At 61.6% G+C, this 25047-nt stretch carries 22 protein-coding genes, 2 tRNA genes and 1 pseudogene; 8 read left to right on the forward strand and 17 right to left on the reverse strand.

The window, feature by feature from the left end; genetic code table 11:
• Position 1 precedes the first annotated feature (1 nt).
• The 13 genes from tolB to AC5QPF_RS24765 form a co-directional block, all read right to left on the reverse strand.
• The gene (gene tolB / locus AC5QPF_RS24705) at positions 2-1252 is read right to left on the reverse strand and encodes a Tol-Pal system beta propeller repeat protein TolB (RefSeq protein ID WP_494960299.1); all 1251 of its coding nucleotides are present in this window, start codon (positions 1250-1252) and stop codon (positions 2-4) included.
• 47 nt (positions 1253-1299) lie between these two features.
• Positions 1300-2388 carry a cell envelope integrity protein TolA gene (gene tolA / locus AC5QPF_RS24710; RefSeq protein ID WP_494960300.1) on the reverse strand — a complete coding sequence of 363 codons (1089 nt, stop codon included), beginning with the start codon at positions 2386-2388 and terminating at the stop codon, positions 1300-1302.
• Positions 2388-2840 carry a protein TolR gene (gene tolR, locus AC5QPF_RS24715; RefSeq protein ID WP_494960301.1) on the reverse strand — a complete coding sequence of 151 codons (453 nt, stop codon included), beginning with the start codon at positions 2838-2840 and terminating at the stop codon, positions 2388-2390. The genes tolA and tolR overlap by 1 nt, the downstream gene beginning before the upstream one ends.
• Before the next feature lie 14 nt (positions 2841-2854).
• Positions 2855-3550: a protein TolQ gene (gene tolQ, locus AC5QPF_RS24720; protein WP_494960302.1), complete on the reverse strand. Its 696-nt coding sequence runs from the start codon at positions 3548-3550 to the stop codon at positions 2855-2857.
• A gap of 2 nt (positions 3551-3552) precedes the next feature.
• Complete coding sequence (gene ybgC / locus AC5QPF_RS24725; protein WP_494960303.1) at positions 3553-4008, reverse strand: tol-pal system-associated acyl-CoA thioesterase; 456 nt, start codon at positions 4006-4008, stop codon at positions 3553-3555.
• Positions 4009-4134: 126 nt separating this feature from the next.
• On the reverse strand, positions 4135-5190 hold the full coding sequence (gene ruvB / locus AC5QPF_RS24730) for a Holliday junction branch migration DNA helicase RuvB (protein ID WP_494960304.1): 1056 nt from the start codon (positions 5188-5190) through the stop codon (positions 4135-4137).
• Positions 5191-5799 carry a Holliday junction branch migration protein RuvA gene (ruvA, locus tag AC5QPF_RS24735; protein ID WP_330076400.1) on the reverse strand — a complete coding sequence of 203 codons (609 nt, stop codon included), beginning with the start codon at positions 5797-5799 and terminating at the stop codon, positions 5191-5193.
• Between the two features lie 67 nt (positions 5800-5866).
• Positions 5867-6391, reverse strand: a complete 525-nt coding sequence (gene ruvC, locus AC5QPF_RS24740; protein ID WP_494960305.1) for a crossover junction endodeoxyribonuclease RuvC — start codon at positions 6389-6391, stop codon at positions 5867-5869.
• A gap of 82 nt (positions 6392-6473) precedes the next feature.
• On the reverse strand, positions 6474-7220 hold the full coding sequence (locus tag AC5QPF_RS24745; protein ID WP_494960306.1) for a YebC/PmpR family DNA-binding transcriptional regulator: 747 nt from the start codon (positions 7218-7220) through the stop codon (positions 6474-6476).
• 122 nt (positions 7221-7342) lie between these two features.
• Positions 7343-9118, reverse strand: a complete 1776-nt coding sequence (gene aspS / locus AC5QPF_RS24750) for an aspartate--tRNA ligase (protein WP_494964244.1) — start codon at positions 9116-9118, stop codon at positions 7343-7345.
• Between the two features lie 94 nt (positions 9119-9212).
• Positions 9213-9428 (reverse strand): FmdB family zinc ribbon protein, encoded by a 216-nt coding sequence (locus AC5QPF_RS24755; RefSeq protein ID WP_494960307.1) that lies wholly within the window; start codon positions 9426-9428, stop codon positions 9213-9215.
• A 123-nt stretch (positions 9429-9551) separates the two neighbouring features.
• Positions 9552-9911: a ribbon-helix-helix domain-containing protein gene (locus AC5QPF_RS24760; protein WP_494960308.1), complete on the reverse strand. Its 360-nt coding sequence runs from the start codon at positions 9909-9911 to the stop codon at positions 9552-9554.
• 238 nt (positions 9912-10149) lie between these two features.
• Positions 10150-10623: a ferritin-like domain-containing protein gene (locus AC5QPF_RS24765; RefSeq protein WP_494960309.1), complete on the reverse strand. Its 474-nt coding sequence runs from the start codon at positions 10621-10623 to the stop codon at positions 10150-10152.
• Positions 10624-10922: 299 nt separating this feature from the next.
• Here AC5QPF_RS24765 and AC5QPF_RS24770 point away from each other — a divergent pair, with 299 nt between their 5' ends.
• Positions 10923-11516, forward strand: coding sequence for a cold shock domain-containing protein membrane protein (locus AC5QPF_RS24770; RefSeq protein WP_494960310.1), 594 nt, complete (start codon positions 10923-10925; stop codon positions 11514-11516).
• Positions 11517-11587: 71 nt separating this feature from the next.
• Here the strand turns inward: AC5QPF_RS24770 and AC5QPF_RS24775 are convergent, their stop codons facing one another.
• Positions 11588-11794 (reverse strand): SlyX family protein, encoded by a 207-nt coding sequence (locus tag AC5QPF_RS24775; RefSeq protein WP_494960311.1) that lies wholly within the window; start codon positions 11792-11794, stop codon positions 11588-11590.
• 3 nt (positions 11795-11797) lie between these two features.
• Complete coding sequence (locus AC5QPF_RS24780; protein ID WP_494960312.1) at positions 11798-12223, reverse strand: HIT domain-containing protein; 426 nt, start codon at positions 12221-12223, stop codon at positions 11798-11800.
• Positions 12224-13005: 782 nt separating this feature from the next.
• Between AC5QPF_RS24780 and AC5QPF_RS24785 the strand changes: the two genes are divergently transcribed.
• From AC5QPF_RS24785 to AC5QPF_RS24795, 3 genes are all read left to right on the forward strand, one after another.
• Positions 13006-14316, forward strand: a complete 1311-nt coding sequence (locus AC5QPF_RS24785; RefSeq protein WP_494960313.1) for an OprD family outer membrane porin — start codon at positions 13006-13008, stop codon at positions 14314-14316.
• Positions 14317-14482: 166 nt separating this feature from the next.
• Entirely contained in the window at positions 14483-16198 is a 1716-nt protein-coding gene (locus tag AC5QPF_RS24790) for a proline--tRNA ligase (RefSeq protein ID WP_494960314.1), read from the forward strand.
• Positions 16199-16223: 25 nt separating this feature from the next.
• Complete coding sequence (locus AC5QPF_RS24795) at positions 16224-17177, forward strand: hypothetical protein (RefSeq protein WP_494960315.1); 954 nt, start codon at positions 16224-16226, stop codon at positions 17175-17177.
• A gap of 40 nt (positions 17178-17217) precedes the next feature.
• Here AC5QPF_RS24795 and dinB read toward each other — a convergent pair whose 3' ends face one another.
• The gene (gene dinB / locus AC5QPF_RS24800; RefSeq protein WP_494960316.1) at positions 17218-18282 is read right to left on the reverse strand and encodes a DNA polymerase IV; all 1065 of its coding nucleotides are present in this window, start codon (positions 18280-18282) and stop codon (positions 17218-17220) included.
• A 216-nt stretch (positions 18283-18498) separates the two neighbouring features.
• On the opposite strand from dinB, the gene AC5QPF_RS24805 reads away from it, so the two are divergent.
• The 4 genes and pseudogenes from AC5QPF_RS24805 (at position 18499) to AC5QPF_RS24820 (ending at position 22941) form a co-directional block, all read left to right on the forward strand.
• Positions 18499-18575: transfer RNA gene (locus AC5QPF_RS24805), tRNA-Met, on the forward strand.
• A gap of 135 nt (positions 18576-18710) precedes the next feature.
• Positions 18711-18787: transfer RNA gene (locus AC5QPF_RS24810), tRNA-Met, on the forward strand.
• Between the two features lie 232 nt (positions 18788-19019).
• Positions 19020-21646 (forward strand): annotated as a pseudogene (gene mprF / locus AC5QPF_RS24815) (bifunctional lysylphosphatidylglycerol flippase/synthetase MprF).
• Complete coding sequence (locus AC5QPF_RS24820; protein WP_494960317.1) at positions 21646-22941, forward strand: AcvB/VirJ family lysyl-phosphatidylglycerol hydrolase; 1296 nt, start codon at positions 21646-21648, stop codon at positions 22939-22941. Before mprF ends, AC5QPF_RS24820 begins: the two are co-directional and overlap by 1 nt.
• Before the next feature lie 109 nt (positions 22942-23050).
• Here the strand turns inward: AC5QPF_RS24820 and AC5QPF_RS24825 are convergent, their stop codons facing one another.
• The gene (locus AC5QPF_RS24825; protein ID WP_494960318.1) at positions 23051-24949 is read right to left on the reverse strand and encodes a KUP/HAK/KT family potassium transporter; all 1899 of its coding nucleotides are present in this window, start codon (positions 24947-24949) and stop codon (positions 23051-23053) included.
• Positions 24950-25047 lie beyond the last annotated feature (98 nt).

Here is a 25047-nt window from a genome sequence, read left to right on the forward strand (position 1 = left end):
ATCAGTTCAGGTAAGGGGACCAGGACGGTTCTCTGACTTCGCCTTGAGCGGTAGGAAGCGGGAGCCTCACGCGTCCGTTGAGAGAGACGAGCATCAAGACTCCCCGGCCCTGCTGGCGGGTGGCGTAGATTAGCATGGTGCCGTTTGGCGCAACAGTGGGAGACTCATCAAGGTTGGTGTCCGAGAGAATCTTTACACTGCCCCGTTGCAGGTCTTGTGCGGCAACTTTGAAGTTGGTGAAACCTTCCTGGCGATGAATCATTACCAGGGTCTTTTCATCCGCGGAAAGTTTCGGGTTGGCGTTGTAGTTGCCGACGAAAGTCACGCGCTCGGCGCCACCGCTACCGATGGTGGTCTTGTAGATCTGTGGCTTTCCGCCCCGGTCGGAGGTGAAGTACAGGGTCGAACCGTCCTTGCCGAAGAACGGCTCGGTATCGATGGCCGGGTTGTTGGTGACGCGGGTCATCTGACGCGAATTCATGTCCATCACGTAGATTTCCGGGTTGCCATCGCGGGACAGCACGAACGCCAGGCGGTTACCGTCGGGCGACCAGGCTGGAGCGCCGTTCAGGCCTTCGAAGTTGGTGATCTGCTCGCGGCGGCCAGTATCGATGTGCTGGACGAAGATACGCGGGCGACGCTGCTCGAACGACACATAGGCAATGCGTTTGCCATCCGGGGCGAAGCGTGGCGACAGGATCGGCTCGCGGGATTGCAGCAGGGTCACTGCACGGGCACCGTCGTAGTCAGAGCGTTGCAAAGTGTAACGAGTGCTGTTGGTGGAGAAACGCTCGGCAGTCACGTACAGCATGCGGGTGGAGAATGCCCCCTTGATGCCGGTGAGCTTTTCGAACGACTGATCGGCGATGTAGTGGGACATGTCGCGCAACTGGTCGGTGGTACCCGAAACACTGCCGGTCAGCACCTGTTGCTCGGTGGCGACGTTGAACAGCGCGTACTGCACCTGCAGGCGACCGCCGGACGGCACGATGCTGCCAACCATGACGTACTGGGCACCCAGCGCCTTCCAGTCACGGAAGATCACTTCACTGGCCTGGCTCGGCAGGCTGATCATGTTCTGCCGCGGGATCGGTGCGTAGTAACCGGAGTTGCGCAGGTCGTTGCCGATGATGTCGGCCATGTCCTCGGGCAGCACGGCGCCGCCCTGCAGACCGAACGGCACCACGGCGATCGGTGCCGCGCGGTCGCTGCCGCTGGTCACCAGGATGTTCTTTTCTTCTGCGTTGGCCATCCCTGCTGCGCAGCAGAGAACGACCAGCAGTCCTCTAAGAAGGTTAATCACAAGGCAAGGTCCTCAGGTGTGAATGTCATCTTGAATGAACGGTACGGAGCGAAGTCGCTCGGTTTCAATCCCTGCATCTCGGTCAGGCGGCCAATGCCCTTGACTGCCGCGACGGCGGAGCTGTCGAACGGTCCGTCACCACTGGAGCGTGCCACGCTGACATTGGTAATGGTGCCATCCGGCAACATGTTGATCTGCAGGACCACGGTCATGTTCTTGCGCGCTGAAGGAGGACGCGCCCAGCCTTCGGCCGCACGGGCACGAATCAGGTCGTCGAAGTCGCCGGCGACCTGGTCGCCCTGCTCGTCCGCCAATGCCTGCTGGCGCTCGGTGGTGTCGGACAGCAGCTCGGCCAGAGCCTGGGCTTTCTTGTCTTCCGCCGCCTTGCGGGCTGCTTCGGTGGCCTTCTTCTTGGCCGCGTCGGCTGCCGCCTTCTTCTTCGCTTCCTCGGCTGCCTTCTTCTTCGCCTCTTCGGCGGCAGCCGCTTTCTTCTTGGCATCCTCGGCCGCTTTCTTCTTCGCGTCCTCGGCTGCCTGTTTCTTGGCTTCTTCAGCAGCCTGCTTCTTGGCCTCTTCTTCAGCCTTTTTCTTGGCTTCTTCCTCGGCCTTCTTCTTGGCGATATCGGCTAGCTGCTTCTCTTCAGCCTTCTTGGCTTCCTCGGCTTTCTTCGCCGCTTCGGCCTTCTTGGCCTCGTCAGCCGCCTTCGCTGCCTCGGCTTTCTTCGCTTCTGCCGCCTGGCGAGCTTCCTCGGCCTTTTGAGCCGCTTCCTCTTTCTTTTGTTCCGCAGCCTTCACCGCTTCCTGTTTCTGCTGCTCGACCTTCTTCTGCTCCATCTGCTCTTCTTCAGTCTGGCGCGAAGCAGTCTTCTTCGCTTCCCCGGCAATCTTCTGATTGGTCTGGGTGGTCGCCTGGCTCTTGGATTTCAGCTGGTACAGGGTCGCCTGGACAATAGGCTTGGCCGGCGGCAGCTCAGGCGTCATGGCGAAGCTGACGAACAGCATGCCGAACACCAGGACGTGCAGCGCGATGGCCCAGACACTGGGCCAGAAGTAGCTTTCCGAGGCGGATGGCTCTCGCTGTTGCATCAGGGCGCCTCGGTAATCAGGCCAACGTTACCGACACCGGCCTTCTGCAACCCGCCCATGGCACCCATGACCGCACCGTAGTCGACCGCCTTGTCGCCACGGATGAAGACCTGTGTCTGTTTGCCCTGGTCACGACCGGCGGCGATGATCTTGGTCACCGCGTCGGTCATTTGCGGCAACGTCATGGCCTTGTCCATCTGCTTGTCGGTGTCGACTTCGCTACCGAGGTTCCAGTAGTAGGTCTTGTCGGCCTTGATCGAGATGGTCAGGATCTGGACATTGTTGTCCTGCGGCAAGGCTTCGCTGGAAACCTTGGGCAGGTCGACCTTCACGCCCTGGTTGAGCATGGGTGCGGTAACCATGAAGATGACCAGCAGTACCAACATCACGTCGATGTAGGGCACCACGTTCATCTCGGCGACCGGCTTGCGTTTGTGGCGAACTCGGGCCATTGGTTTCTACCTGATCACTCTTCGCTGGTGTGCACTTTGCGGTGCAGGATCGCCTGGAATTCGTCGGCGAACGTGTAGTAACGGCCGATCAGCACTTCACTGCGGGCAGCGAAACGGTTGTAGGCGATAACGGCAGGGATGGCGGCGAACAGGCCGATCGCGGTGGCGATCAGGGCCTCGGCGATACCCGGGGCAACCGTGGCAAGGGTGGCCTGCTGGGCGCTGGCCAGGCCACGGAAGGAGTTCATGATCCCCCACACGGTACCGAACAGACCGACGTACGGGCTGGTGGAACCGACGGTGGCGAGGAACGGCAGACTCTGCTCGAGCTTCTCTTCCTCGCGGGAAATAGCGACGCGCATGGCACGGCCGACACCTTCCATCACCGCATCAGGATCGACGCCTGGCTGCTGGCGCAGACGGGAGAATTCCTTGAAGCCGGCCCGGAAGACCTGCTCCACGCCCGAATCCGGATCAGGGTTGCTGCCCGCCTGGCGATACAGCTTGGACAGATCGATACCCGACCAGAAGCGCTCTTCGAAGCTGTCCAGGGCACGACGACCGGCGCGCAGCATGGTGCTGCGCTGAAAAATCATGATCCACGAAGTCACCGATGCGGCAACCAGTGCCAGCATGACCAGCTGCACCACGATGCTGGCATTGCTGACCAGGCTCCACATGGAGGTATGGTCGACGACGTTAGCTTCCACGCTTAATCTCCTGCGTTTGTATGTATGCCCGGACTGCCCGCCGCGATGAAGGCTGATCGCAGCTCGGAGGGAATGGCCCGGGGTTTGAACGTATCGGCGCGCACACAGGCCACCAGGAACTGCCCTTCGCAGAGCAGCGTTGCATCACTTTCGCGCCAGACCTGCTGCACGAAACGCAGGCTGGCACGATTCAATTCAAGCACTTGTGCGGTTACCCGCAATTCGTCGTCCAGACGGGCCGGCGCGTGATAGCGCGCTTCGGCGGAGTGAACCACGAACAGGGTGTTCTCTTGCGCCAGCGCCGACTGGGCAAAGCCCAGGTCGCGCAGCCGCTCGGTGCGGGCGCGTTCCATGAATTTCAGATAATTGACGTAATAGACCACGCCACCCGCATCGGTGTCCTCGTAATAGACGCGATAACGATGTGCGAACGGCTCAACCCCATTTTGCGCGCGCATACTCTAGTGCTAACTCCTCAGCTTGCCAATCCGCTCCGCCAACTGTTTTTCACGGATGTATGTCGTATTGCCAGCGCGGTATGCCGCAGTCCGCGGATAGGACCACAAAAGTACCGATTAAATCTGTCACTCATCGCTCAAATCGGAAAAATCACTGCTACCGGATGCTTCACCCAGCCGATTCGGGATGTTCAGCCCGAAATGCAGGTACGCATGCCGCGTCACTACCCGGCCACGCGGCGTGCGCATGATGTACCCCTGCTGGATCAGATACGGCTCCAGCACGTCCTCGATGGTATGGCGCTCCTCGCTGATAGCCGCGGCCAGGCTGTCGACACCCACCGGACCACCGTCGAACTTCTCGATCATGGTCAACAGCAGGCGCCGGTCCTGATGGTCGAAACCACGTTCGTCGACATCCAGCAGGTTCAAGGCCATGTCCGCCACACCTTTGGTGATCTCACCCTTGCCACGCACCTCCGCGTAGTCACGTACACGTCGTAACAAGCGGTTGGCGATTCGCGGTGTACCACGGGCACGGCGAGCGATTTCGAAGGCGCCCTCATCCTCGATCGGCAGACCGAGAATCCCACCGGAACGACTGACGATTGTGGCCAGGTCGGCGTCGCTATAGAACTCAAGACGCTGGACGATACCGAAGCGGTCACGTAGCGGGTTGGTCAGCATGCCAGCGCGGGTGGTGGCACCGACCAGGGTGAAGGGCGGCAGGTCCAGCTTGATCGAGCGCGCCGCCGGGCCTTCGCCGATCATGATGTCCAGCTGGAAGTCTTCCATGGCCGGATACAGCACTTCCTCGACCACCGGCGACAGGCGGTGAATCTCGTCGATGAACAGCACATCATGGGGTTCGAGGTTGGTCAGCAGCGCGGCCAGATCGCCCGGGCGCTCAAGGATCGGCCCCGAGGTACTCTTGATCGACACGCCCATTTCCTGGGCGATGATATTGGCCAGGGTGGTCTTGCCCAGCCCCGGCGGGCCGAAGATCAGCGTATGGTCGAGGGACTCGCCACGGCCACGGGCAGCCTGGATGAACAGCGCCATCTGCTCGCGCACCACCGGCTGGCCGATGTACTCGGCCAGGCGCAGCGGACGGATCGCGCGATCCTGGACCTCTTCCCGGTCGCGGCCGGTGGCGGTTATCAAACGGTCGGCTTCGATCACTTAAATCATCCCTTTCAGGCTGCGCCGGATCAGCTCTTCGCTGCTAAGGCCCTTGGCGTCCACGGCGGCCACCGCACGACTGGCCTCCTGAGGTTTATAGCCCAGGGAAATCAGGGCGCTGACCGCATCCGCCTCGGCGGTGGAGACCGTCGGCAACGGCGCCGGCCCGTTAGGCACCAACTGGAACATGCTCGGCACGGTTTCCCAGGCCTTGAAGCGGTCCTTCAGTTCGACCAGCAAGCGCTCGGCAGTCTTCTTGCCGACACCGGGCACCTTGACCAGGGCCGAGGTGTCCTGAGCCTGGACGCAACGCACCAGCTCGTCGACGTCGAGCCCCGACATAAGCGCCAGTGCCAGTTTCGGGCCCACGCCGTTGAGACGGATCAGCTCGCGGAACAACTCACGCTCGCGCTTCTCGAAGAAGCCATAGAGCAGGTGGGCATCCTCGCGAACGATCAGATGGGTATGCAAGGTTACCGTTTCGCCCAGCTTGGGCAGGCGATAGAGGGTGGTCATCGGCACTTCCAGCTCATAGCCGAGGCCGTTGATGTCGACAATCAGGTGCGGCGGCTGCTTTTCAGCCAGGGTGCCGCGCAAACGTCCAATCACGTTCAGGTCCTTTCTCATGAGCGCTGGCTGGATGCCGGGCGCGCATCTATATAAAGCAGGGATGCTATCAGAGACGCAGGCGTCCGTTGCGACTGCGCGCGACACTCAGGCCATGAGGCACCAGGCTGGAGCGGGTATGGGCATGGCACAGGGCGATGGCCAGGGCGTCGGAGGCGTCGATCTGGGGTTTCTGGGTCAGTTTGAGCAGGTGCATGACCATCATCTGCACCGCTTCCTTGTTGGCCCCGCCGCTGCCGGCCACGGCCTGCTTGACCTGACTGGCGGTATATTCGGCGATCTCCAGCCCGGCCTCGGCCGCCGCGACGATGGCCGCGCCCCTCGCCTGGCCAAGCTTGAGCGCCGAGTCGGCGTTACGCGCCATGAACACCCGCTCGATACCCATGGTCACCGGGCCGTGCAGGCGAATGATCTCGCCCACCCCGCGAAAAACGATCTGCAAGCGCTCAGGCAACTCACCGCTACCGGTGCGAATGCACCCCGACGCCACGTACTCGCAGCCGCGCCCGGTGTGACGCACCACACCGTAGCCGGTTATCCGCGAGCCGGGGTCGATACCAAGAATCAGAGTCATAACGCCTGCGTGACTAAAGGTGCAAATACAAAAGCCGGCCCCACCTGCAGGCGGGACCGGCCTCGGACCAATCGGACAAACCTCAGCCGAGCTTTTCCATGACCTCGTCAGGAATTTCAGCATTGGAGTAAACGTTCTGCACGTCGTCCAGGTCTTCCAGCATGTCGATCAGTTTCAAGACTTTCTGCGCGCCGTCCAGGTCCAGTTCGGCACTGGTGGTCGGCTGCATGACGATTTCCGCGTCGGCAGCCTTGAAGCCGGCGGCTTCCAGGGCGCTGCGCACGGCGTAGAAACTGGCGAACGAAGTGAACACGTCCAACGAGCCGTCACCATTGCTGACCACGTCGTCGGCATCGGCTTCCATCGCCGCTTCCATCAGGGCATCTTCATCGACGCCCTCGGCGAAGCTGATCTGGCCCTTGCGTTCGAACAGGTAGGCCACGGAACCGTCGGTACCGAGGTTGCCGCCGCACTTGCTGAAGGCATGGCGTACTGCCGCCGCGGTACGGTTGCGGTTGTCGGTCATGGCTTCGACCATGATCGCCACGCCGCCCGGGCCGTAGCCCTCGTAGCTCAGTTCCTCGACGTTGTCCGCCTCAGCGGTACCAGCGCCACGGGCGATGGCACGGTCGATGATGTCGCGACTCATGTTGGCGCCCAGCGCCTTGTCCAGCGCCAGGCGCAGGCGTGGGTTGGACGCCGGATCGCCACCGCCCTGCTTGGCGGCGACGGTCAGCTCACGGATCCACTTGGTGAAGATCTTGCCTCTCTTGGCATCCTGGCGCTCTTTGCGGTGCTTGATGTTCGCCCACTTGGAATGGCCCGCCATAACTGACTCCAAAAATCCTTGAAACAAAATCACGCGCCGCCCGGCTCGATGCGGGACGACACAACTAAATCGGGTGCCTCAAAGCAAAGGCGCATCCCGTGGGATGCGCCTTTTCGGTCCGCTTACTCAGCCTTCTGCTGTTCGCGCAGACGGATGTGCAGCTCGCGCAGGGCCTTGGCGTCGACCAGGCCTGGGGCCTGGGTCATGACGCACGCGGCGCTCTGGGTTTTCGGGAAGGCGATCACTTCACGGATCGACTGCGCGCCGGTCATCAGCATGACCAGGCGATCCAGACCGAAGGCCAGACCACCGTGAGGCGGCGCGCCGAATTTCAGTGCGTCGAGGAGGAAGCCGAACTTCTCTTCCTGCTCCGCCGCGTCGATGCCCAGCAGACGGAACACCGCCTGTTGCATTTCCTTGCGGTGGATACGGATCGAACCACCACCCAGCTCGGTACCGTTGAGAACCATGTCGTAGGCACGGGACAGGGCAGTGGCCGGATTGGCCTCCAGCTCTTGCGGGGTGCACTTCGGCGCGGTGAACGGGTGGTGCAGCGCGGTGAAGCTGCCGTCTTCGTTTTCTTCGAACATCGGGAAGTCGACGACCCACATCGGCGCCCACTCGCAGGTGTACAGGTTGAAGTCGGCACCCAGCCTGATCCGCAGCGCGCCCAGGGCCTCGCTGACGATCTTGGACTTGTCGGCACCGAAGAAGACGATGTCGCCATCGACCGCGCCCACGCGATCGAGGATCACGTTCAGGTTGGCTTCCGGAATGTTCTTCACGATCGGCGACTGCAGGCCTTCAACGCCTTTGGCGCGCTCGTTGACCTTGATGTACGCCAGGCCCTTGGCGCCATAGATGCCGACGAACTTGGTGTACTCGTCGATCTTGCTGCGCGGCATGCTCGCGCCGCCCGGCAGACGCAGGGCGGTGACGCGGCATTTCGGATCGTTGGCGGGACCAGCGAAGACCTTGAAGTCGACATCCTTGAGCTGGTCGGCAACGTCCACCAGTTCCAGCGGGATACGCAGGTCCGGCTTGTCGGAACCGTAGCGGCGCTGGGCCTCCTCGAAGGTCATGTGCGGGAATTCGCCGAACTCCAGGTCCAGGACTTCCTTGAACAGCTTGCGGATCATGCTCTCGGTCAGTCCGATGATCTCGGACTCGTCGAGGAAGCTGGTCTCGATGTCGATCTGGGTGAATTCCGGCTGGCGGTCGGCACGCAGGTCTTCGTCGCGGAAACACTTGGCGATCTGGTAGTAGCGGTCGAAGCCGGCGACCATCAGCAGTTGCTTGAACAGCTGAGGCGATTGCGGCAGAGCGAAGAAGCTGCCGGCGTGAGTGCGGCTCGGCACCAGGTAGTCACGCGCGCCTTCCGGGGTGGCGCGGGTCAGGATCGGGGTTTCGACGTCGAGGAAGCCGTTTTCGTCGAGGAAGCGACGGATGCTCGAGGTGATGCGCGAACGCAGGCGCAGCTTGTCGGCCATTTCCGGACGGCGCAGGTCGATGAAACGGTAGCGCAGGCGGGTTTCCTCGCCGACATCGGAGAATTCGTTCAGCGGGAACGGTGGGGTTTCCGCTTCGTTCAGCACTTCCAGCTCGTAGCCCAGCACTTCGATGGCGCCGGAGGCCATGTTCGGGTTGACTGCACCGGCCGGACGCGGACGGACCTTGCCGGTGATCTTCACCACGTATTCGCTGCGCACGCGGTCGGCGGCGGCGAAGCTGTCCGCGCGATCCGGGTCGAAGACGACCTGGGCCATGCCTTCGCGGTCACGGATGTCGAGGAAGATCACCCCGCCGTGGTCGCGACGACGATGGACCCAGCCGCAAAGGGTGATTTCCTGACCGTCCAGGCTCTCGTTCAGTTGGCCGCAATAGTGGCTGCGCATCATGATGGTGGTTTCGCTTCTCGTCATTCGTGAATTCGGTAAGGCCTTGACGGCCCGAAAGGGTCAATAGTGCAAGACCCGGGCAGTACAGTTCAACTCAGTCGCCGCTGCCAGCCAGGTTCTTTTTCGCACCGGTCTTGAAATCGGTCTCGTACCAGCCTTTGCCACTCAGGCGGAAGCCTGGGGCGGACAGGACCTTCTTCAGTTGGGGCTGCTGGCAGGCCGGGCAATCGGTCAGCGGGGCCGCGCTGATCTTCTGGAGAACTTCCATCTGATGGCTGCAGGAACCGCATTGATAGTCGTACAGGGGCATGGGGCGTTTCTCAAAGGACCCTGCGCGGGCCGCGCCGCACAGTAAAAGGCCGGATTATATATGGTTAGCCGGGGCTGTGCAGCCTACGGGCAGCGCCCGCATCACGAACGGTCGCACCGGGTGCTACTCGCAGGCCCGGTCTGGTTGCGAGGCGCCCTCCTCGCTTCCCCCGTTCATCAGAAACACTACGCAGATAACCCGCACCAGACCGCTGAAATTCTTCACCCCACCATGGCGCAGGTGCACCTCGCGGTCGACATGGGACAACACCGAGTTGACCGTGCAACCGTTGGCTTGGGCTATTCGCTCCAGCACCGCCCAGTAGATGCTTTCCAGGCGCAGGCAGGTGGCGAAGCCGTTCAGTCGCACCGAGCGCGACAAGGGCTGGGCGAGTTGCATGTTGAAATCCGATTCGAAGGGATCGATCTCGATGGACCGCGGGTCGCCGGGCTTGCGCACGCTCGGGTTCAAGGTTCGGGACATTGCAGCACCACGCCTCAAGACAGGGGAATGAATGCATGCGGGACCGCTCCGCACACCCTTGCCATGAAGCGCCGATGCCGCGCCCGAAACCAGCAGACGCCTGCACTCTTGGCGTAGGACCGGTCGCCAATCCCGGACCTATCGATAACCCGTGAAAACGCTTCCAGGGCCCATTTCACAGGCACGAAAAAGCCCGGCCTCTGCGAGAGAGGCCGGGCTTTTTCGTGCCTTGCGCGGGTTACTTCGGATCCAGCAGCACGCGCAGCATCCACGCGGTCTTCTCATGCACCTGCATACGCTGGGTCAGCAAGTCGGCGGTCGGTTCGTCACTAACCTTGTCGGTCAGCGGGAACAGACTGCGCGCAGTGCGAACCACAGCCTCCTGGCCTTCCACCAGGTACTTGATCATCTCGTCCGAGCTTGGCACGCCCTCGGTTTCCTTGATCGACGCCAGTTGCAGGTACTGAGCGTAGGTACCCGGTGCCGGGAAGCCCAGGGCACGGATACGCTCGGCGATGGAATCCACGGCCAGCGCCAGCTCGTTGTATTGCTCTTCGAACATCAGGTGCAGCGTACGGAAGCTCGGACCGGTCACGTTCCAGTGGAAGTTGTGCGTCTTGAGGTAGAGCACGTAGGTATCCGCAAGCAGGCGGGACAGGCCGTCGGCAATGGACTTGCGATCTTCTTGGCTGATTCCGATATCGATTGCCATGTAAAAATTCCTTCCTCTGATTTTCGGTTCAACGGTACTGGCCCCACTGTATCAAGAGTTTTCCCCATCTGCAGCTTCAGAGCCGCGACACAGCGCTGCAGGCCGTGCGCGCCGGGCGTCCCGCTGATTTGAGTAGGCCCGGTCTTTGCTGTTAAATAGAAGCCGTGTCGTCATGGCAGATCGTCAGCGCCATGACGCATAGGCTGGAACCCCCACCCTTTTGCGCCTTTTTCATGCACCGTGCACCGTGGGCCCAGCTCTTCCTGTGATCCGCCTAATAAGATGCGAGCCAAACCATCATGTTCAAGATCGTCCACCTCCTGACGGGCGCAGCGGCCTTGCTGCTGTCCTTCATTCCCAGCCTCCGCGCCGACGTCACCCCGTACCTGCTGCAACACGATGCCATCTACCTGGCCCTGTTCGGCCTGGCCAACCTGATCCTCGCGCCGGTGGTACCGCAGTACTACAAGGGCGCGCGCCAGTACCTGCAGGTCAGCGCCAGCGTCCTGCTGGTCCTGACCGTGGTCCTCCAGGCACTGGGCCTGCTGGTGCTTCCCGAACTCGGCAGCCTGCCCGCCCTGGTGGCCGCGCTGTTCGCCGCGGTCCTGCACCTGAGCGCCGGCTTCATGAAGCCGGCCAAAGCGCGCAGCAATGCCGTCAATGCCAGCTACGACATGGGCAAGCGCGATACCGGTACCGTGAAGTGGTTCAACACCTCCAAGGGCTTCGGTTTCATCTCCCGTGATTCGGGCGACGATATCTTCGTGCACTTCCGCGCCATCCGCGGTGAAGGTCACCGCGTACTGGTGGAAGGCCAGCGCGTGGAGTTCTCGGTGATGAACCGCGACAAGGGCCTGCAGGCCGAAGACGTGATCGCCGCCCCGCGCCGCTGACACCCTCGCCGGCAGCAAAAAGCCGCGACAGTCCTTGGAGGACGTCGCGGCTTTTTTTCGTGTGCGATATTTCAGTAATGCGGCGGAGGTGCTTCTTCTTCGCTGGCCTCGTACTGCCCCATCACCTCTTCGTAGCGTTTGAGCAAGGCGGCCATCTGCAGTTGCAGCCGTTCTACTACCCTCTGCTGCTCGACCAGCACGTCATTGAGGGTCGCCAGGGTGTCATCCTGGAACGCCAGGCGGCTTTCCAGCTCCATTACCCGCTCTTCAAGACTCATTGTTCAAGCCTCCAGAAACTGGAAGTCATCGCCCAGTACCGCTTCAAGACGCTGGCGCACTTCACTCAACTGAACAGCGGAATATTCAGTTGCAGGTTTGGCACCCCAGACAGGTGCCGGCCACGCGACGTCAGTACGACGCCGCACGATCACATGCATATGCAACTGACTGACAACATTACCGAGTGCAGCAACGTTCATCTTGTCGGCGGCAAAACAACCCTTGAGCGCTTCACTCAAGAATTGGGTTTCCTTCCAGAGTTGCTGCTGGTCGGCGTCACTTAGTTGAAACACTTCACTGATGTCGGCGCGACGCGGAACAAGAATGAACCAGGGATAGTTAGCATCCTTACTAAGTAACAAGCGGCAAAGAGGAAAGTCTCCCAATGCGAAAGTGTCTTGTTCAAGGCGCGAATCCAAAGCGAACACGGGGTAGTCTCCTCATCGATCAGTGCGATCCGCCGCAGCGGACCCTGGTGCGCAGGATACTCCGATCAGCGTCGGCGGGCACGAATACACCGGCCAGGCCCCGAAAAGCAGCAGTATTTCGAGGGACCTGCGGGTCTGCACACCTCTGTTTCTGCGGCTAGGTAACAAAATGCTACTTTCCGCACCAAAATGGCGCCTGGCGAACCGCAGAAGAGCGTCTAGTATCCCCAAACTACCCACTCAGAGCCTCGCAACGGTAACGTCCTGACCAGAAAGTCCATTTATTACTTATTCCAGAAAGATACCGACGAAAGAGCCGACCGATCTTTCACCCCCGGTTTTGCTGCGCTTTTTCGAAAAAAGATCAGCAAACGTGAAAATTTCATCAGCGCCGGATATTTTTGAGCACGCTTGTTGCATCAGTGATCGCCACGGTCGGCACGCCACCTGCATGGACTGATGGCGCAGGACGAATAACAACAGCCGCACGGGCAACCAAGGAGTTTGGGAATCAAGGTGTTAGCGCGTAGACGCAGGCGCCTGGTTCAACCGAAACAGCGCTGGAGTTGCACGACCCGGTTGAAAAGGGACGTGATTTGCGACATGGATATAACTATTTGCGACACGACCATAAAGTTACCGAAAGGTTCCGTTCGCAAGTATCGCTTAGCCTAGTCAGCGTGATATACATTTCCGCCGACTCAAACAAGAAAGAGCAGTCCCAATAAAAAAACCAGCTGGGACAGCAGCAATCTTCCTAAAAACCAAAGGAGCAAATCACGATGCGCGTGATGAAGTGGAGCATGATCGCCCTGGCCGTAGCCGCCGGGACCTCGCAAATGGCTGTAGCGTCCTCGCAGGACGATTCCAAGGGTTTCGTTGAAGACAGCAAGCTGAGCGTCAAGACCCGCATGCTGTATTTCAGCCGTGACTTCCGCAACGCACCAGCTGGCTCGCAGAGCCGTGTAGAAGAGACCGGCCTGGGCTTCCTGGGCACCTTCGAGTCCGGCTTCACCCAAGGCACCGTTGGTGTCGGTGTCGACGCCATTGGCATGCTCGGCCTGAAGCTGGACACCGGTGATGGTCGTGCCGGCGCCGGCCTGTTCCCTCAAGACTCCGAAGGCCGTGCCGAGGACTCCTACAACAAGGGCGGTGCAGCAATCAAATTCCGTGTTTCCGATACCGTGCTGAAAGTGGGCGACCAGTTCACCGCCATGCCGGTATTCGCAACTGACGACAGCCGCCTGCTGCCAGAGATCGCTCGCGGCACCTTGATCACCAGCAACGAGATCAAAGGCCTGACCCTGAATGCTGGCCGCTTCACCAGCCTCACAGCACAAGCTGCCTCCTGGCGCGACAGCATCAATGGCCGGGATAGCGACACCGGCCTCAAGAATCCTGGCCTGACGAGCGCGAACGTTGTCGGTGGCACCTACGCGTTCACCGACTCGCTCAGCACCACCCTCTACTACTCGAAAGTCGAAGACTACTGGCGTAAATACTACGGTAACGTCAACTGGGCACTGCCTCTCTCCGACAAACAAGGCCTGGTGTTCGACTTCAACATCTACGACACCAAGAGCGACGGCAAAGGTCTGCAACGCGCCTACAACGATCGCGTAACCAAACTCGACAACCGCGCATTCAGCCTGTCGGGCGCTTACAACGTTGGCGCTCACACCTTCACCCTGGCATTCCAGAAAGTGACCGGTGATGGTGACTACGGTTACGGCGTGGATGGTGGTGGTACCGTCTTCCTGGCCAACTCCATCGCTCGCTCCGACTTCAACGCCGAAGACGAGAAATCCTGGCAGGCTCGCTACGACCTGAACTTCGCCGAATACGGCATCCCAGGCCTGTCCTTCATGACCCGCTACGCCAAGGGTACCGACGCCAATACCCGTACTACCGACAACGGCAAGGAATGGGAACGCGACATCGATGTGAAATACGTGCTGCAAGAAGGCCCTGCCAAGGACCTGAGCCTGCGCGTACGTCAAGCTACCTACCGCTCCTCCGATGGCGTCTACTACGGCTCCAACTCGATCGACGAACTGCGTCTGATCGTCGAGTACCCACTGAGCATCCTGTAAGCCCTCCCGGCCCGCAGACCTCAGTACGAAAAAGCCCGGCCCTGCCGGGCTTTTTCATTTCCGTCAGTCACTTGCGCCACATTCACTTTCCTGCGTTCTATACGTCACCGATTCCCCCCCGTACAATGCGGGGTCATTTCAGTTAAGCAACCGACAACGGCCTATCATGCGCACCAGTCAATATTTGCTCGCCACACAAAAAGAAACCCCTTCCGACGCGGTCGTCATCAGCCACCAGCTCATGCTGCGTGCCGGCATGATCCGCAAGCTCGCCTCCGGCCTGTACACCTGGCTGCCGATGGGCCTGCGCGTGATGCGCAAGGTCGAAGCCGTGGTTCGCGAGGAAATGAACGCCGCCGGCGCTCTGGAAGTGCTGATGCCGGCCATTCAGCCCGCCGAGCTGTGGCAGGAGTCCGGTCGCTGGGAGCAGTACGGCCCCGAGCTGCTGCGCCTGAAGGACCGTCATGGTCGCGAATTCTGCGTCGGTCCGACCCACGAAGAGGTCATCACCGACCTGGCCCGCAACGAACTGAGCAGCTACAAGCAGCTGCCGCTGAACATGTACCAGATCCAGACCAAGTTCCGTGACGAGATCCGTCCGCGCTTCGGCCTGATGCGCGGCCGCGAATTCATCATGAAGGACGCCTACTCCTTCCATGCCGACCAGGCTTCCCTGCAGGAAACCTACGACCGCATGCACCAGGCGTACTGCAACGTGTTCACCCGCCTGGGCCTGAACTTCCGTCCCGTACAAGCCGACACCGGCTCCATCGGCGGCAGCTACTCCCACGAATTCCACGTGCTGGCCGAGTCCGGTGAAGACGATGTGATCTTCAGCGACAGCTCCGACTACGCCGCCAACATCGAGAAGGCCGAGGCCATCCCGCGCGAGACCGTGCGTCCTGCGCCGAACGAAGCCCTGCGCCTGGTCGACACGCCGAACACCAAGACCATCGCCGCCCTGGTAGAAGGCTTCGACCTGCCGATCGAACGCACCATCAAGACCCTGATCGTACACGGCGCCGAGAAAGGCAAGCTGGTTGCCCTGATCGTCCGTGGCGACCACGAACTGAACGAAATCAAGGCCACCAAGCTCGAGCTGGTCGCCGATCCGCTGGTCATGGCCAATGAAGAGGAACTGCGTGCCGCCATCGGCGCCGGCGCTGGCTCCCTCGGCCCGCTGAACCTGCCGCTGCCGTGCATCATCGACCGTTCGGTCGCCCTGATGAGCGACTTCGCCATCGGCGCCAACATCGATGACAAGCACTACTTCGGCGTGAACTGGGAGCGCGACCTGCCGGTACCTGAAGTCGCCGACCTGCGTAACGTGGTCGAAGGCGACCCAAGCCCGGACGGCCAGGGCACCCTGCAGATCAAGCGCGGTATCGAAGTCGGCCACATCTTCCAGTTGGGCACCAAGTACAGCGAAGCGCTGAAGTGCCAGGTTCTGGGCGAGAATGGCAAGCCGGTCACCCTGGCCATGGGCTGCTATGGCATCGGCGTATCCCGCGTAGTCGCCGCCGCCATCGAGCAGAACTACGACGACAAGGGCATCATCTGGAGCGACACCCTGGCGCCATTCCATATCGCCCTGGTACCGCTGCGCTACGAAACCGAGGAAGTCCGTGCGGCCACCGACAAGCTGTACGCCGAACTGACCGCCGCCGGCTTCGACGTGCTGCTGGACGACCGCGACAAGAAGACCAGCCCCGGCATCAAGTTCGCCGACATGGAACTGATCGGCATTCCGCATCGCATCGTGGTCAGCGACCGCGGCCTGGCCGAAGGGAAGCTGGAGTACAAGCACCGTACCGAAAGCGAGGCCCAGGCCCTGCCGGTGGCGGATGTCGTGTCGTTCCTGCAAGCCCGTATCCGCCGCTGATCGATAGCCAACGCAAGAAGTCACCATGTTCAAGCGAAGTACCTTTACCTTCGGGGGCGCCACCTTGTGTGGCGCCCTGCTCCTCAGCGGTTGCGCCAACCAGATGTCCCAGCGCAGCGAGCATGAGGAACGCATCGAGCGCAAGCTGCTCGAGCACAGCCTGCAGATCGATGTCGGGGAACCCAAGGTACTCGAGCTGCCGCAACGTCGTGTGCGCATCCACGAGCAGAAGCACTTCGAAGTCACCGAGTTCGAAGTGACCCGCCGCTATGATCGCTATACGCCGTACCAACCCTGGCGGGAAATCTACGAGATCCCACTGGGAGCTGTGGCCGTGGTGGCTGGCGTCGGTGCCAACGTGGTGAATATATTCGCCTTGGGCAGCCTGCCGGACAGCGTGACCAAGGACTGGCTCAGCTACGGCTTCGCAGGGCTCAACCCGTTCATGAACACGCAGTCCAACGGGCGCGCCCAGCAGAACCTGGCCGGCATCGACGAAGTACAGAAGGACAAGCGCCAGGAATACAGCAGTGTTCCCTGGAGTGAACGTCCAGTCGAGGTCAAGGCCGGCAAGATGTCGCACGAACTGACCACCGATCGCAACGGCGTCCTGCGCCTGAATCTGCTGGACAGCCCGTTCAGCGAGCAGAACCTGACCCATATCGGCACCCTGCACTTGTCGGTGGCAGATGAGGACAGTGCGGTACGCGCCGATGCCAGCCTGCTGGTCAGCGGTACCCTGCGCAACAAGTTGGTGGAAGCTCACGGCCTGATCTTCGATGATCTCGAAGAGGACGACGTCAGTCAGTGGGTGCATCGGGTCAAACGCCTGTCAGACCTGGGTCTGGAAGAGGAAGCCAGCGAGCTGGAGCAGAGCCTGATCGAGCTGACGCGCAATGATCCGGAGTTGCAGCAGGAGTTCCTGAAGTCGCTGACGAAGGATGCGGGGCGCCTGGTAGCCGATCCGGGCGCGCACTGACAGTTAGATAGCTGGGGCTGCTTTGCGGCCCCAAGCTGTTTCAAGGCGCCGGAAATAGCTCCAACTGCTCATGGGCACCGCGCAAATCCTGAAGCCTCACCCCAATCCCCAATAGCCGAACCGGCCGCCCTCCCCGCGCAAACGCCTGGCTGAGCAACTGCTGGTAACTCTGCAGATCCCGCCCCGCCCCCGCCTGCTCCAGGGTGGTCTGGCTGAAATCATGGAACTTGACCTTCACGAACGGCTTGCCGGGTCGATAGCTGCTGTCGATACGAGCCATGCGACCGTTCAGGGATTCCAGCAACTCCGGAAGCTTCTCCAGACAGCTCGCCAGATCCGGCAAATCCTGGTCGTAGGTGTTTTCCACGCTGACCGACTGCCGCCGACTGTCATTCTGCACCGGCCGCTCATCGATACCCCGGGCCAGGTTGAACAGCCGTTCACCAAAACCACCAAACTCCCTGACCAGCGCCAACCGCTCCCACTGGCGAAGATCCAGGCAGGACACGATTCCCAGGCGATGCAGCTTGTCCGCCGTGACCTTGCCCACCCCATGCAGCTTGCTTACTGGCAACTGCGCAACAAAATCCTCCACCTCGGCGGGCGTGATTACAAAACAGCCGTTGGGCTTGCGCCAGTCGCTGGCGATCTTGGCCAGGAACTTGTTCGGTGCGACCCCCGCCGACACGGTGATATGCAGGCGCTGGGCGATCTTGCGCCGGATATCCTGGGCGATCAGAGTGCCGCTGCCAGAGCAACGCGGGCTTTCACTGACATCCAGGTAGGCTTCGTCCAGCGACAGCGGTTCGATCAGGTCGGTGTATTCACGGAAGACGTTATGGATTTCCCGCGAGGCTTCTTTATAAGCATCCATGCGCGGCTTCACGATCAGCAGATCCGGGCACAAGCCCAGTGCGTGCCGCGAGGACATCGCCGAACGGACGCCGAACGCCCGGGCTTCATAGTTGCAGGTGGCAATCACGCCTCGACGCTCGGCAGAGCCGCCCACCGCCAGCGGTCGCCCGGCCAGACGCGGGTCGTCACGCATCTCGATAGCCGCGTAGAAGCAATCGCAGTCGATATGAATGATCTTGCGCTGAAGCATGGATGACCGTTAATGCGGAAAAGTCGTACGCGCAGTATCTCACCCGGCCTGCCGAACCGCATCAAACCTCTGCATAAGCCCCGGATAGCGCGCCGCGCCGCCTGCGACTGGCTGACAAGTCATCACCCAGGAATGCTAACCATTTGAAGAAAAAAGGATTTTTTTGAACTTATGCTTGACAGGGAAAGCCATCCCTGTAGAATTCGATCTCACAGGCGCGGGATGGAGCAGCCTGGTAGCTCGTCGGGCTCATAACCCGAAGGTCGTCGGTTCAAATCCGGCTCCCGCAACCAGATTCAAGAAAAAGGCCAATCGAAAGATTGGCCTTTTTCGTTTGCCTGCGATTCAGGCCGAAAAGGTTTTTCAAGAAAATCAATAATTAAGCATTGACAGCCAGATTCAAGGCTGTAGAATGCGCACCCATCAGACGCGGGATGGAGCAGCCTGGTAGCTCGTCGGGCTCATAACCCGAAGGTCGTCGGTTCAAATCCGGCTCCCGCAACCAGATACAGAAAAAGGCCAATCGAAAGATTGGCCTTTTTCGTTTGCGTCAAAAAAACCTCGCCAGCCACCTCTCTCTGGCTGCCATGTGAATATTCTTTAACTATCATGACCCTCACGGATCCGTCTGAACGCTAGTAATATTCAGACATTATTATTCCATAGGGATTGGTACATTGACCGGATACTCCCATCCTGTCGCGCACAATCCCCGAGGTGATTGATGCGCCCAACCGCTGAAACCGAAATTCCCGTTACCGCCGCGCACCCCATCGCTGCCAGCCGCCTGCGCTGGCTCGATCTGTTGAGCAAGTACCGTCAACCCATCGGTCTGGCCGTGACTCTGCTGCTGTTCGGGATAGCCCTGATCGCTTGCCGCCATCTGCTTAGCGAGCTGGATATCTATGCCCTGCACGATCAGATCCTGGCCACGCCCAAGCCTGCGCTGGCCGGCGCGCTGCTAGCGACCATCGTCGGGTTCATCACGCTGCTCGGCTATGAATGGTCAGCCAGCCGCTACGCCGATGTGAAGTTGCCCGCTGGCAGTCTGGTCATGGGCGGTTTCTGCGCCTTCGCCATCGGCAACGCCATTGGCCTTTCGCTGCTTTCCGGCGGCTCGGTGCGCTATCGCCTGTATGCCCGCCAGGGTATCGGCGCCGCCGAAGTAGCGCGCATGACCCTGTTTGCCAGCCTGTCGCTGGGTTGCGCCCTGCCGCCACTCGCCGCCCTGGCCACCTTGAGCAACCTGTCCGCCGCATCGGAAGCACTGCGCCTGCCGCAAGGCCTGCTGGCCAGCATCGCCATTGCCGTGTTGCTGCTCGCCACCGCCTTGGCCTATGGCCTCTACCGCCGTCGCCTGCCGGAGCAGCCTTTCCCCCATGCCCTGCTGAGCCGCGTCGGACGCCGTACCTTGCGTCTGCCGGGTGCCCGGTTGACCCTGTTGCAACTGGTCATCACCGCGCTGGATGTCGCCGCTGCGGCAACCGTACTCTATTTGCTGCTGCCGGAAGCCCCGCCCTTTGGCGCATTCCTGCTGGTGTACCTGCTGGCCCTGGCGGCCGGCGTGCTCAGCCACGTCCCGGGCGGCGTCGGCGTATTCGAGGCGATCCTCCTCGCCGCTTTCGCCAACCAGCTTGGCGCCGCGCCATTGGCAGCGGCGCTGCTGCTCTATCGCCTCATCTATGTGGTGCTGCCGATGCTGGTGGCCTGCGTGGTACTGCTGGCCAGTGAGGCACGGCGCTTCCTGTTCGCCCAGCAGGCGATCAAGGTTGCCTCGGGCATGGCCGCACCGGTACTGGCGGTGCTGGTATTTCTCTCTGGCGTGGTGCTGTTGTTCTCCGGCGCCACCCCGGAAATCGACACCCGCCTGAAGCATCTTGGCTTCCTGATTCCACATCGCCTGATCGACGCCTCGCATTTCGGCGCCAGCCTGATCGGCGTGCTCTGCCTGCTCCTGGCCCAAGGCCTGCGTCGCCGCCTGTCGGCGGCCTGGATGCTGACCACCATTCTCCTGCTGATCGGCGCCCTGCTCTCCCTGCTCAAGGGTTTCGACTGGGAAGAAGCCAGCATCATGATCTTTACCGCCAGCCTGCTGGCTGTGTTCCGACGCTCGTTCTACCGCCCGAGCCGCCTGCTGGAACTGCCATTCTCGCCGATCTACCTGATGGCCAGCGCCTGCGTGGTCGGTGCGTCGATCTGGTTGCTGCTGTTCGCCTACCAGGACGTACCCTACAGCCATCAACTGTGGTGGCAGTTCACGCTCGATGCCGACGCCCCGCGTGGCCTGCGCTCGGCCCTGGGCAGCGCGGTGCTGCTGGTGGTCCTGGCCCTGACCTGGCTGCTGCGTACCGCCCGCCCGGTGATCCACCTGCCGACCAATGACGAGCTGCAACGCGCCAACCGTATCCTGCTAGCCTCGGACCAGCCCGACGGCGGTCTGGCCCTGACCGGCGACAAGGCGCTGCTGTTCCATCCTGACGACGACGCCTTCCTCATGTACGCGCGCCGCGGCCGCAGCCTGGTGGCACTTTACGATCCGATCGGCCCGACCCAGCGTCGTGCCGAGATGATCTGGCAGTTCCGCGACCTCTGCGACATCTACCACGCCCGCCCGGTCTTTTATCAGGTGCGCGCGGAGAACCTGCCGTTTTACATGGACATCGGCCTGACCGCGATCAAGCTCGGCGAGGAAGCGCGGGTCAACCTGCTGCGCTTCGACCTGGAAGCCAAGGGCAAGGAGATGAAAGATCTGCGCTACACCTGGAACCGCGGCGGGCGCGATGGTCTAAGCCTGGAAATCCATGAACCTGGCCAGGCGCCTCTGGATGAACTGAAAGCCATTTCCGACGCCTGGCTGACTGGCAAGAACGTGCGCGAGAAAGGCTTCTCCCTCGGTCGCTTCAGCGAGGATTACCTGCAGCATTTCCGCATTGCCCTGATTCGCTTCCAGGGCCAGCCGGTGGCCTTTGCCAACCTGCTGGAAACCCACAGCCGAGAGCTGGCCAGCCTCGACTTGATGCGCGCCCATCCGGAGGCGCCGAAGCTGACCATGGAATTCATGATGATCGGCCTGATCCAACACTATAAACAGCATGGATATGCCCGCTTCAGCCTTGGCATGGTACCCCTGTCGGGCCTGCAGCCGCGGCGCGGCGCGCCACTGACCCAGCGCCTGGGTTCGATGGTGTTCCAGCGCGGTGAGCAGCTCTACAACTTCCAGGGCCTGCGCCGCTTCAAAGACAAGTTCCAGCCAGACTGGGAACCCCGCTACATGGCCGTCCCCGCCGGACTCGATCCGCTGGTCGCACTGGCCGATACCGCCGCCCTGATCGCGGGCGGTCTTACAGGATTGGTGAAACGCTGATGATTCGACGTTACTGGTATTACCTGCTCGGCGCGCTGATCGTGGCGCTGCTGGCAGCCGCCGTGGGCTTCTGGGTCTGGACCCGTCCCGCCCCCGAAGCCCATCTGGAGCACATCACCCTCAGTGATGGCAGCAGCCTGACCCGCGCCACCCCAGGCACCGACGCCAAGGCCCGGGTGGTGATCGCCTCGCCGCAGGACCAACTGCTCAGCGACAAGCAACTGCTGGACCTTAGCCAAAGCGGTGAAGCACAACTGGTCCAGGTTGCATTGCCGCCCAGCGACTGCAACCTGCAGCAACAGGCCGTACAACTGGCCACGCAACAGCTCAAGGGCTCACCGACCCTGGTCGCCGGTATCGGCCCGGGCGCCAACCTGGCCTGGGACTGGCTGGCTGCACAGAAGGACGACAAGGCCCAGGCCATTTCCGTGGACTTCAATGTGGAGCGTGCCGGCTGCTCGATCACCTCCGCCAAGTCGGCGCCTCACGGGCACTGGAACGTGGCCTGGAACGACAGCCCGGACGACGCCAGTGCCGCCTTCGTGCGCGACCAGGCCAATGCCGAGACCAGCATCTCCGACTACGACATCCACCTGCCACAGGTGCTCAAGGCTCAACTGACCCACGCTCTGGTGGGCGGCGACGGCAACGCCATGAGCATTCCCGTGGTGGAAGTACCGGCTGGCCAGACCACCGACACCGTGACCCTGTTCCTCTCCGGTGATGGCGGCTGGCGCGACCTGGACCGCGACGTCGCCGGGGAAATGGCCAAGCTGGGCTATCCGGTGGTGGGTATCGACACCCTGCGCTACTACTGGCAGCACAAGACCCCGGAACAGACGGCCGTCGACCTGTCCGAGCTGATGCAACACTACCGGCAGAAATGGGGCACCAAGCGCTTCGTGCTGACCGGTTATTCCTTTGGCGCAGACGTCCTGCCGGCGATCTACAACCGCCTGCCGGATGAAGACAAGAAACGCATCGACGCGGTGATCCTGCTGGCGTTCGCCCGCAGCGGCAGCTTCGAGATCCAGGTGGAAGGCTGGCTGGGCCAGGAAGGCAAGGAAGCGCCGACCGGTCCGGAAATGGCGAGGATGCCGGCGGCCAAGGTGCTTTGCGTGTATGGCGTGGAAGAGACCGACGAGAGCGGTTGCACCGATACCACCGCCGTGGGCGAGAAGCTCAAGCTGCCGGGCGGGCATCACTTCGACGAGAACTACCCGGCATTGGCCCGCAAACTGATCGGCGAGATCGAAAGCCGGCAGGGCAAGAACAGCGTCGCTGAACAGAACTGATGCCTGACTTGAGGGCCTCTCGCCGGCAACGCCGGCTCCCACAGGTTTCGCGGTGCACGCGGTCCTTTTGGGAGCTGGCGAAGCCTGCGATGAGGCCTTCAAAAACACCCTAGATCTCGACCTGGGTCCCCAGCTCGATCACCCGGTTCAGCGGAAGATTGAAGAACCTCAGGTTCCCGTTGGCATTCTTCAACAGGAATGCGAACAGATTCCCCCGCCACCGCGACATCCCCTCCAGCCGTGACGAAATCACCGTCTCCCGACTCAGGAAATAGGTCGTGCGCATCGGGCTGAAATCCAGCTCGTCGAGATGGCACAGGCGCAGTGCCCCAGGCACGTCCGGCTCATCCATGAAGCCAAAGTGCAACAGTACGCGGAAGAAGCCGTCGCCATAGGCCTCGACCTCGAAGCGCTCCTGCTCCGGCACCCGCGGCCGGTCTTCACTCACCACCGTCAACAACACCACCTGGCTGTGCAGCACCTGGTTATGCAGCAGGTTGTGCAACAGCGCATGGGGCACGGCGTCCGGACGCGCAGTCAGGAACACCGCGGTGCCCTCGACCCGATGCGGAGGCTGCACGCGAATGCTGCCGATGAACACCGGCAAGGGCAGCGCGCCTTCGTCGATACGATCGACGAGGATCTGCTTGCCTCGCTTCCAGGTACTCATCAACAGCAGCAGGACAGCACCCGCCAGGACCGGGAAGGCACCACCCTGCACCACCTTGGGCAGGTTGGCGGCGAAGAACAGGCCATCCACCAGCAGGAAACCGACAAGGATCGGCACTGCCAGCAGCGGCGGCCATTTCCACAGCAGCAGCATGACCGAGGACACCAGCAGTGTGGTCATCAGCATGGTCCCGGTTACCGCCACGCCGTAGGCTGCCGCCAGGGCGCCGGAGGACTCGAAACCGATCACCAGCAGCACCACCGCAACCATCAGCGACCAGTTCACCGCGCCGATATAGATCTGCCCCTGCTCATCACTGGAGGTGTGCTGGATCTGCATGCGTGGGATATAGCCGAGCTGGATGGCCTGACGGGTCAGGGAGAAGGCCCCGGAAATCACCGCCTGGGAGGCGATCACGGTGGCCAGGGTGGCCAGGGCGATCAGCGGCAACAGGGCCCAACCCGGCGCCAGCAGGTAGAACGGGTTGCGCGCCGCGTCCGGGTTCTGCAGGAGCAAGGCACCCTGGCCGAAGTAGTTAAGCACCAGCGCCGGCAGCACCAGGCCGAACCAGGCGCGGGCGATGGGCTTGCGGCCGAAGTGGCCCATGTCGGCGTACAGCGCTTCGGCACCGGTCAGTGCCAGCACCACGGCACCGAGGACCGCCACGCCAATGCCCGGGTGGACAATGAAGAAGCGCACCGCCCATACCGGGTTGAAGGCCTTGAGCACTTCGGGACTCTGCGCGATGCCGTGCAGGCCCAGCAGGCCGAGCACCACGAACCAGGTCACCATCACCGGCCCGAAGAGGATACCGATCTTCGCTGTCCCGTGTTTCTGCACCAGAAACAACGCCACCAGGACGACCAGGGCGATTGGCACCACCCAGTGATCGATACCGTCAAAGGCCAGTTCCATACCTTCCACTGCGGACAGGACCGAGACCGCCGGAGTGATCATGCTGTCGCCATAGAACAGCGCGGCACCGATCAAGCCGCAGGCCACCATCATCGCCCGCAGCTTCGGCCGCGCGCCCACCGCCCGCGTGGCCAGGGCCGTCAGCGCCATGACCCCGCCCTCGCCCTGGTTATCGGCACGCAGAATAAAGGTCACGTACTTGAACGACACCACCCAGATCAGCGACCAGGCGATCAGCGACAGGATGCCCAGCACACCATCATGGTTGACCGGCACCCCATAACCGCCGGTAAAGACTTCCTTCAGGGTATACAAGGGACTGGTACCGATATCGCCGTACACCACCCCGACAGCTGCCACCAGCAGACCCAACGAGCGCGTCGCGCCGTGCCCCGCCGAGGCTTCACTGCTTGCCTGACCCATCAACCACTCCCGCGAACATGAACCGGAAACCGGTGAATTTCGTACCAGACGCTATGATTTTTGTCGTCGGCAGAACCCTGTCGCCCCTGTCCGAAAAT

This window comes from Pseudomonas sp. Con_6 (assembly GCF_059379395.1).

Coding starts and splice junctions, on each gene's coding strand:
- tolB (WP_494960299.1), bottom strand. CDS start 1,252: ATGGCCAACGCAGAAGAAAAGAACATCCTGGTGACCAGCGGCAGCGAC.
- tolA (WP_494960300.1), bottom strand. CDS start 2,388: ATGCAACAGCGAGAGCCATCCGCCTCGGAAAGCTACTTCTGGCCCAGT.
- tolR (WP_494960301.1), bottom strand. CDS start 2,840: ATGGCCCGAGTTCGCCACAAACGCAAGCCGGTCGCCGAGATGAACGTG.
- ybgC (WP_494960303.1), bottom strand. CDS start 4,008: ATGCGCGCGCAAAATGGGGTTGAGCCGTTCGCACATCGTTATCGCGTC.
- ruvC (WP_494960305.1), bottom strand. CDS start 6,391: ATGACTCTGATTCTTGGTATCGACCCCGGCTCGCGGATAACCGGCTAC.
- AC5QPF_RS24745 (WP_494960306.1), bottom strand. CDS start 7,220: ATGGCGGGCCATTCCAAGTGGGCGAACATCAAGCACCGCAAAGAGCGC.
- aspS (WP_494964244.1), bottom strand. CDS start 9,118: ATGATGCGCAGCCACTATTGCGGCCAACTGAACGAGAGCCTGGACGGT.
- AC5QPF_RS24755 (WP_494960307.1), bottom strand. CDS start 9,428: ATGCCCCTGTACGACTATCAATGCGGTTCCTGCAGCCATCAGATGGAA.
- AC5QPF_RS24760 (WP_494960308.1), bottom strand. CDS start 9,911: ATGTCCCGAACCTTGAACCCGAGCGTGCGCAAGCCCGGCGACCCGCGG.
- AC5QPF_RS24765 (WP_494960309.1), bottom strand. CDS start 10,623: ATGGCAATCGATATCGGAATCAGCCAAGAAGATCGCAAGTCCATTGCC.
- AC5QPF_RS24770 (WP_494960310.1), top strand. CDS start 10,923: ATGTTCAAGATCGTCCACCTCCTGACGGGCGCAGCGGCCTTGCTGCTG.
- AC5QPF_RS24775 (WP_494960311.1), bottom strand. CDS start 11,794: ATGAGTCTTGAAGAGCGGGTAATGGAGCTGGAAAGCCGCCTGGCGTTC.
- AC5QPF_RS24785 (WP_494960313.1), top strand. CDS start 13,006: ATGCGCGTGATGAAGTGGAGCATGATCGCCCTGGCCGTAGCCGCCGGG.
- AC5QPF_RS24790 (WP_494960314.1), top strand. CDS start 14,483: ATGCGCACCAGTCAATATTTGCTCGCCACACAAAAAGAAACCCCTTCC.
- AC5QPF_RS24795 (WP_494960315.1), top strand. CDS start 16,224: ATGTTCAAGCGAAGTACCTTTACCTTCGGGGGCGCCACCTTGTGTGGC.
- dinB (WP_494960316.1), bottom strand. CDS start 18,282: ATGCTTCAGCGCAAGATCATTCATATCGACTGCGATTGCTTCTACGCG.
- AC5QPF_RS24820 (WP_494960317.1), top strand. CDS start 21,646: ATGATTCGACGTTACTGGTATTACCTGCTCGGCGCGCTGATCGTGGCG.
- AC5QPF_RS24825 (WP_494960318.1), bottom strand. CDS start 24,949: ATGGGTCAGGCAAGCAGTGAAGCCTCGGCGGGGCACGGCGCGACGCGC.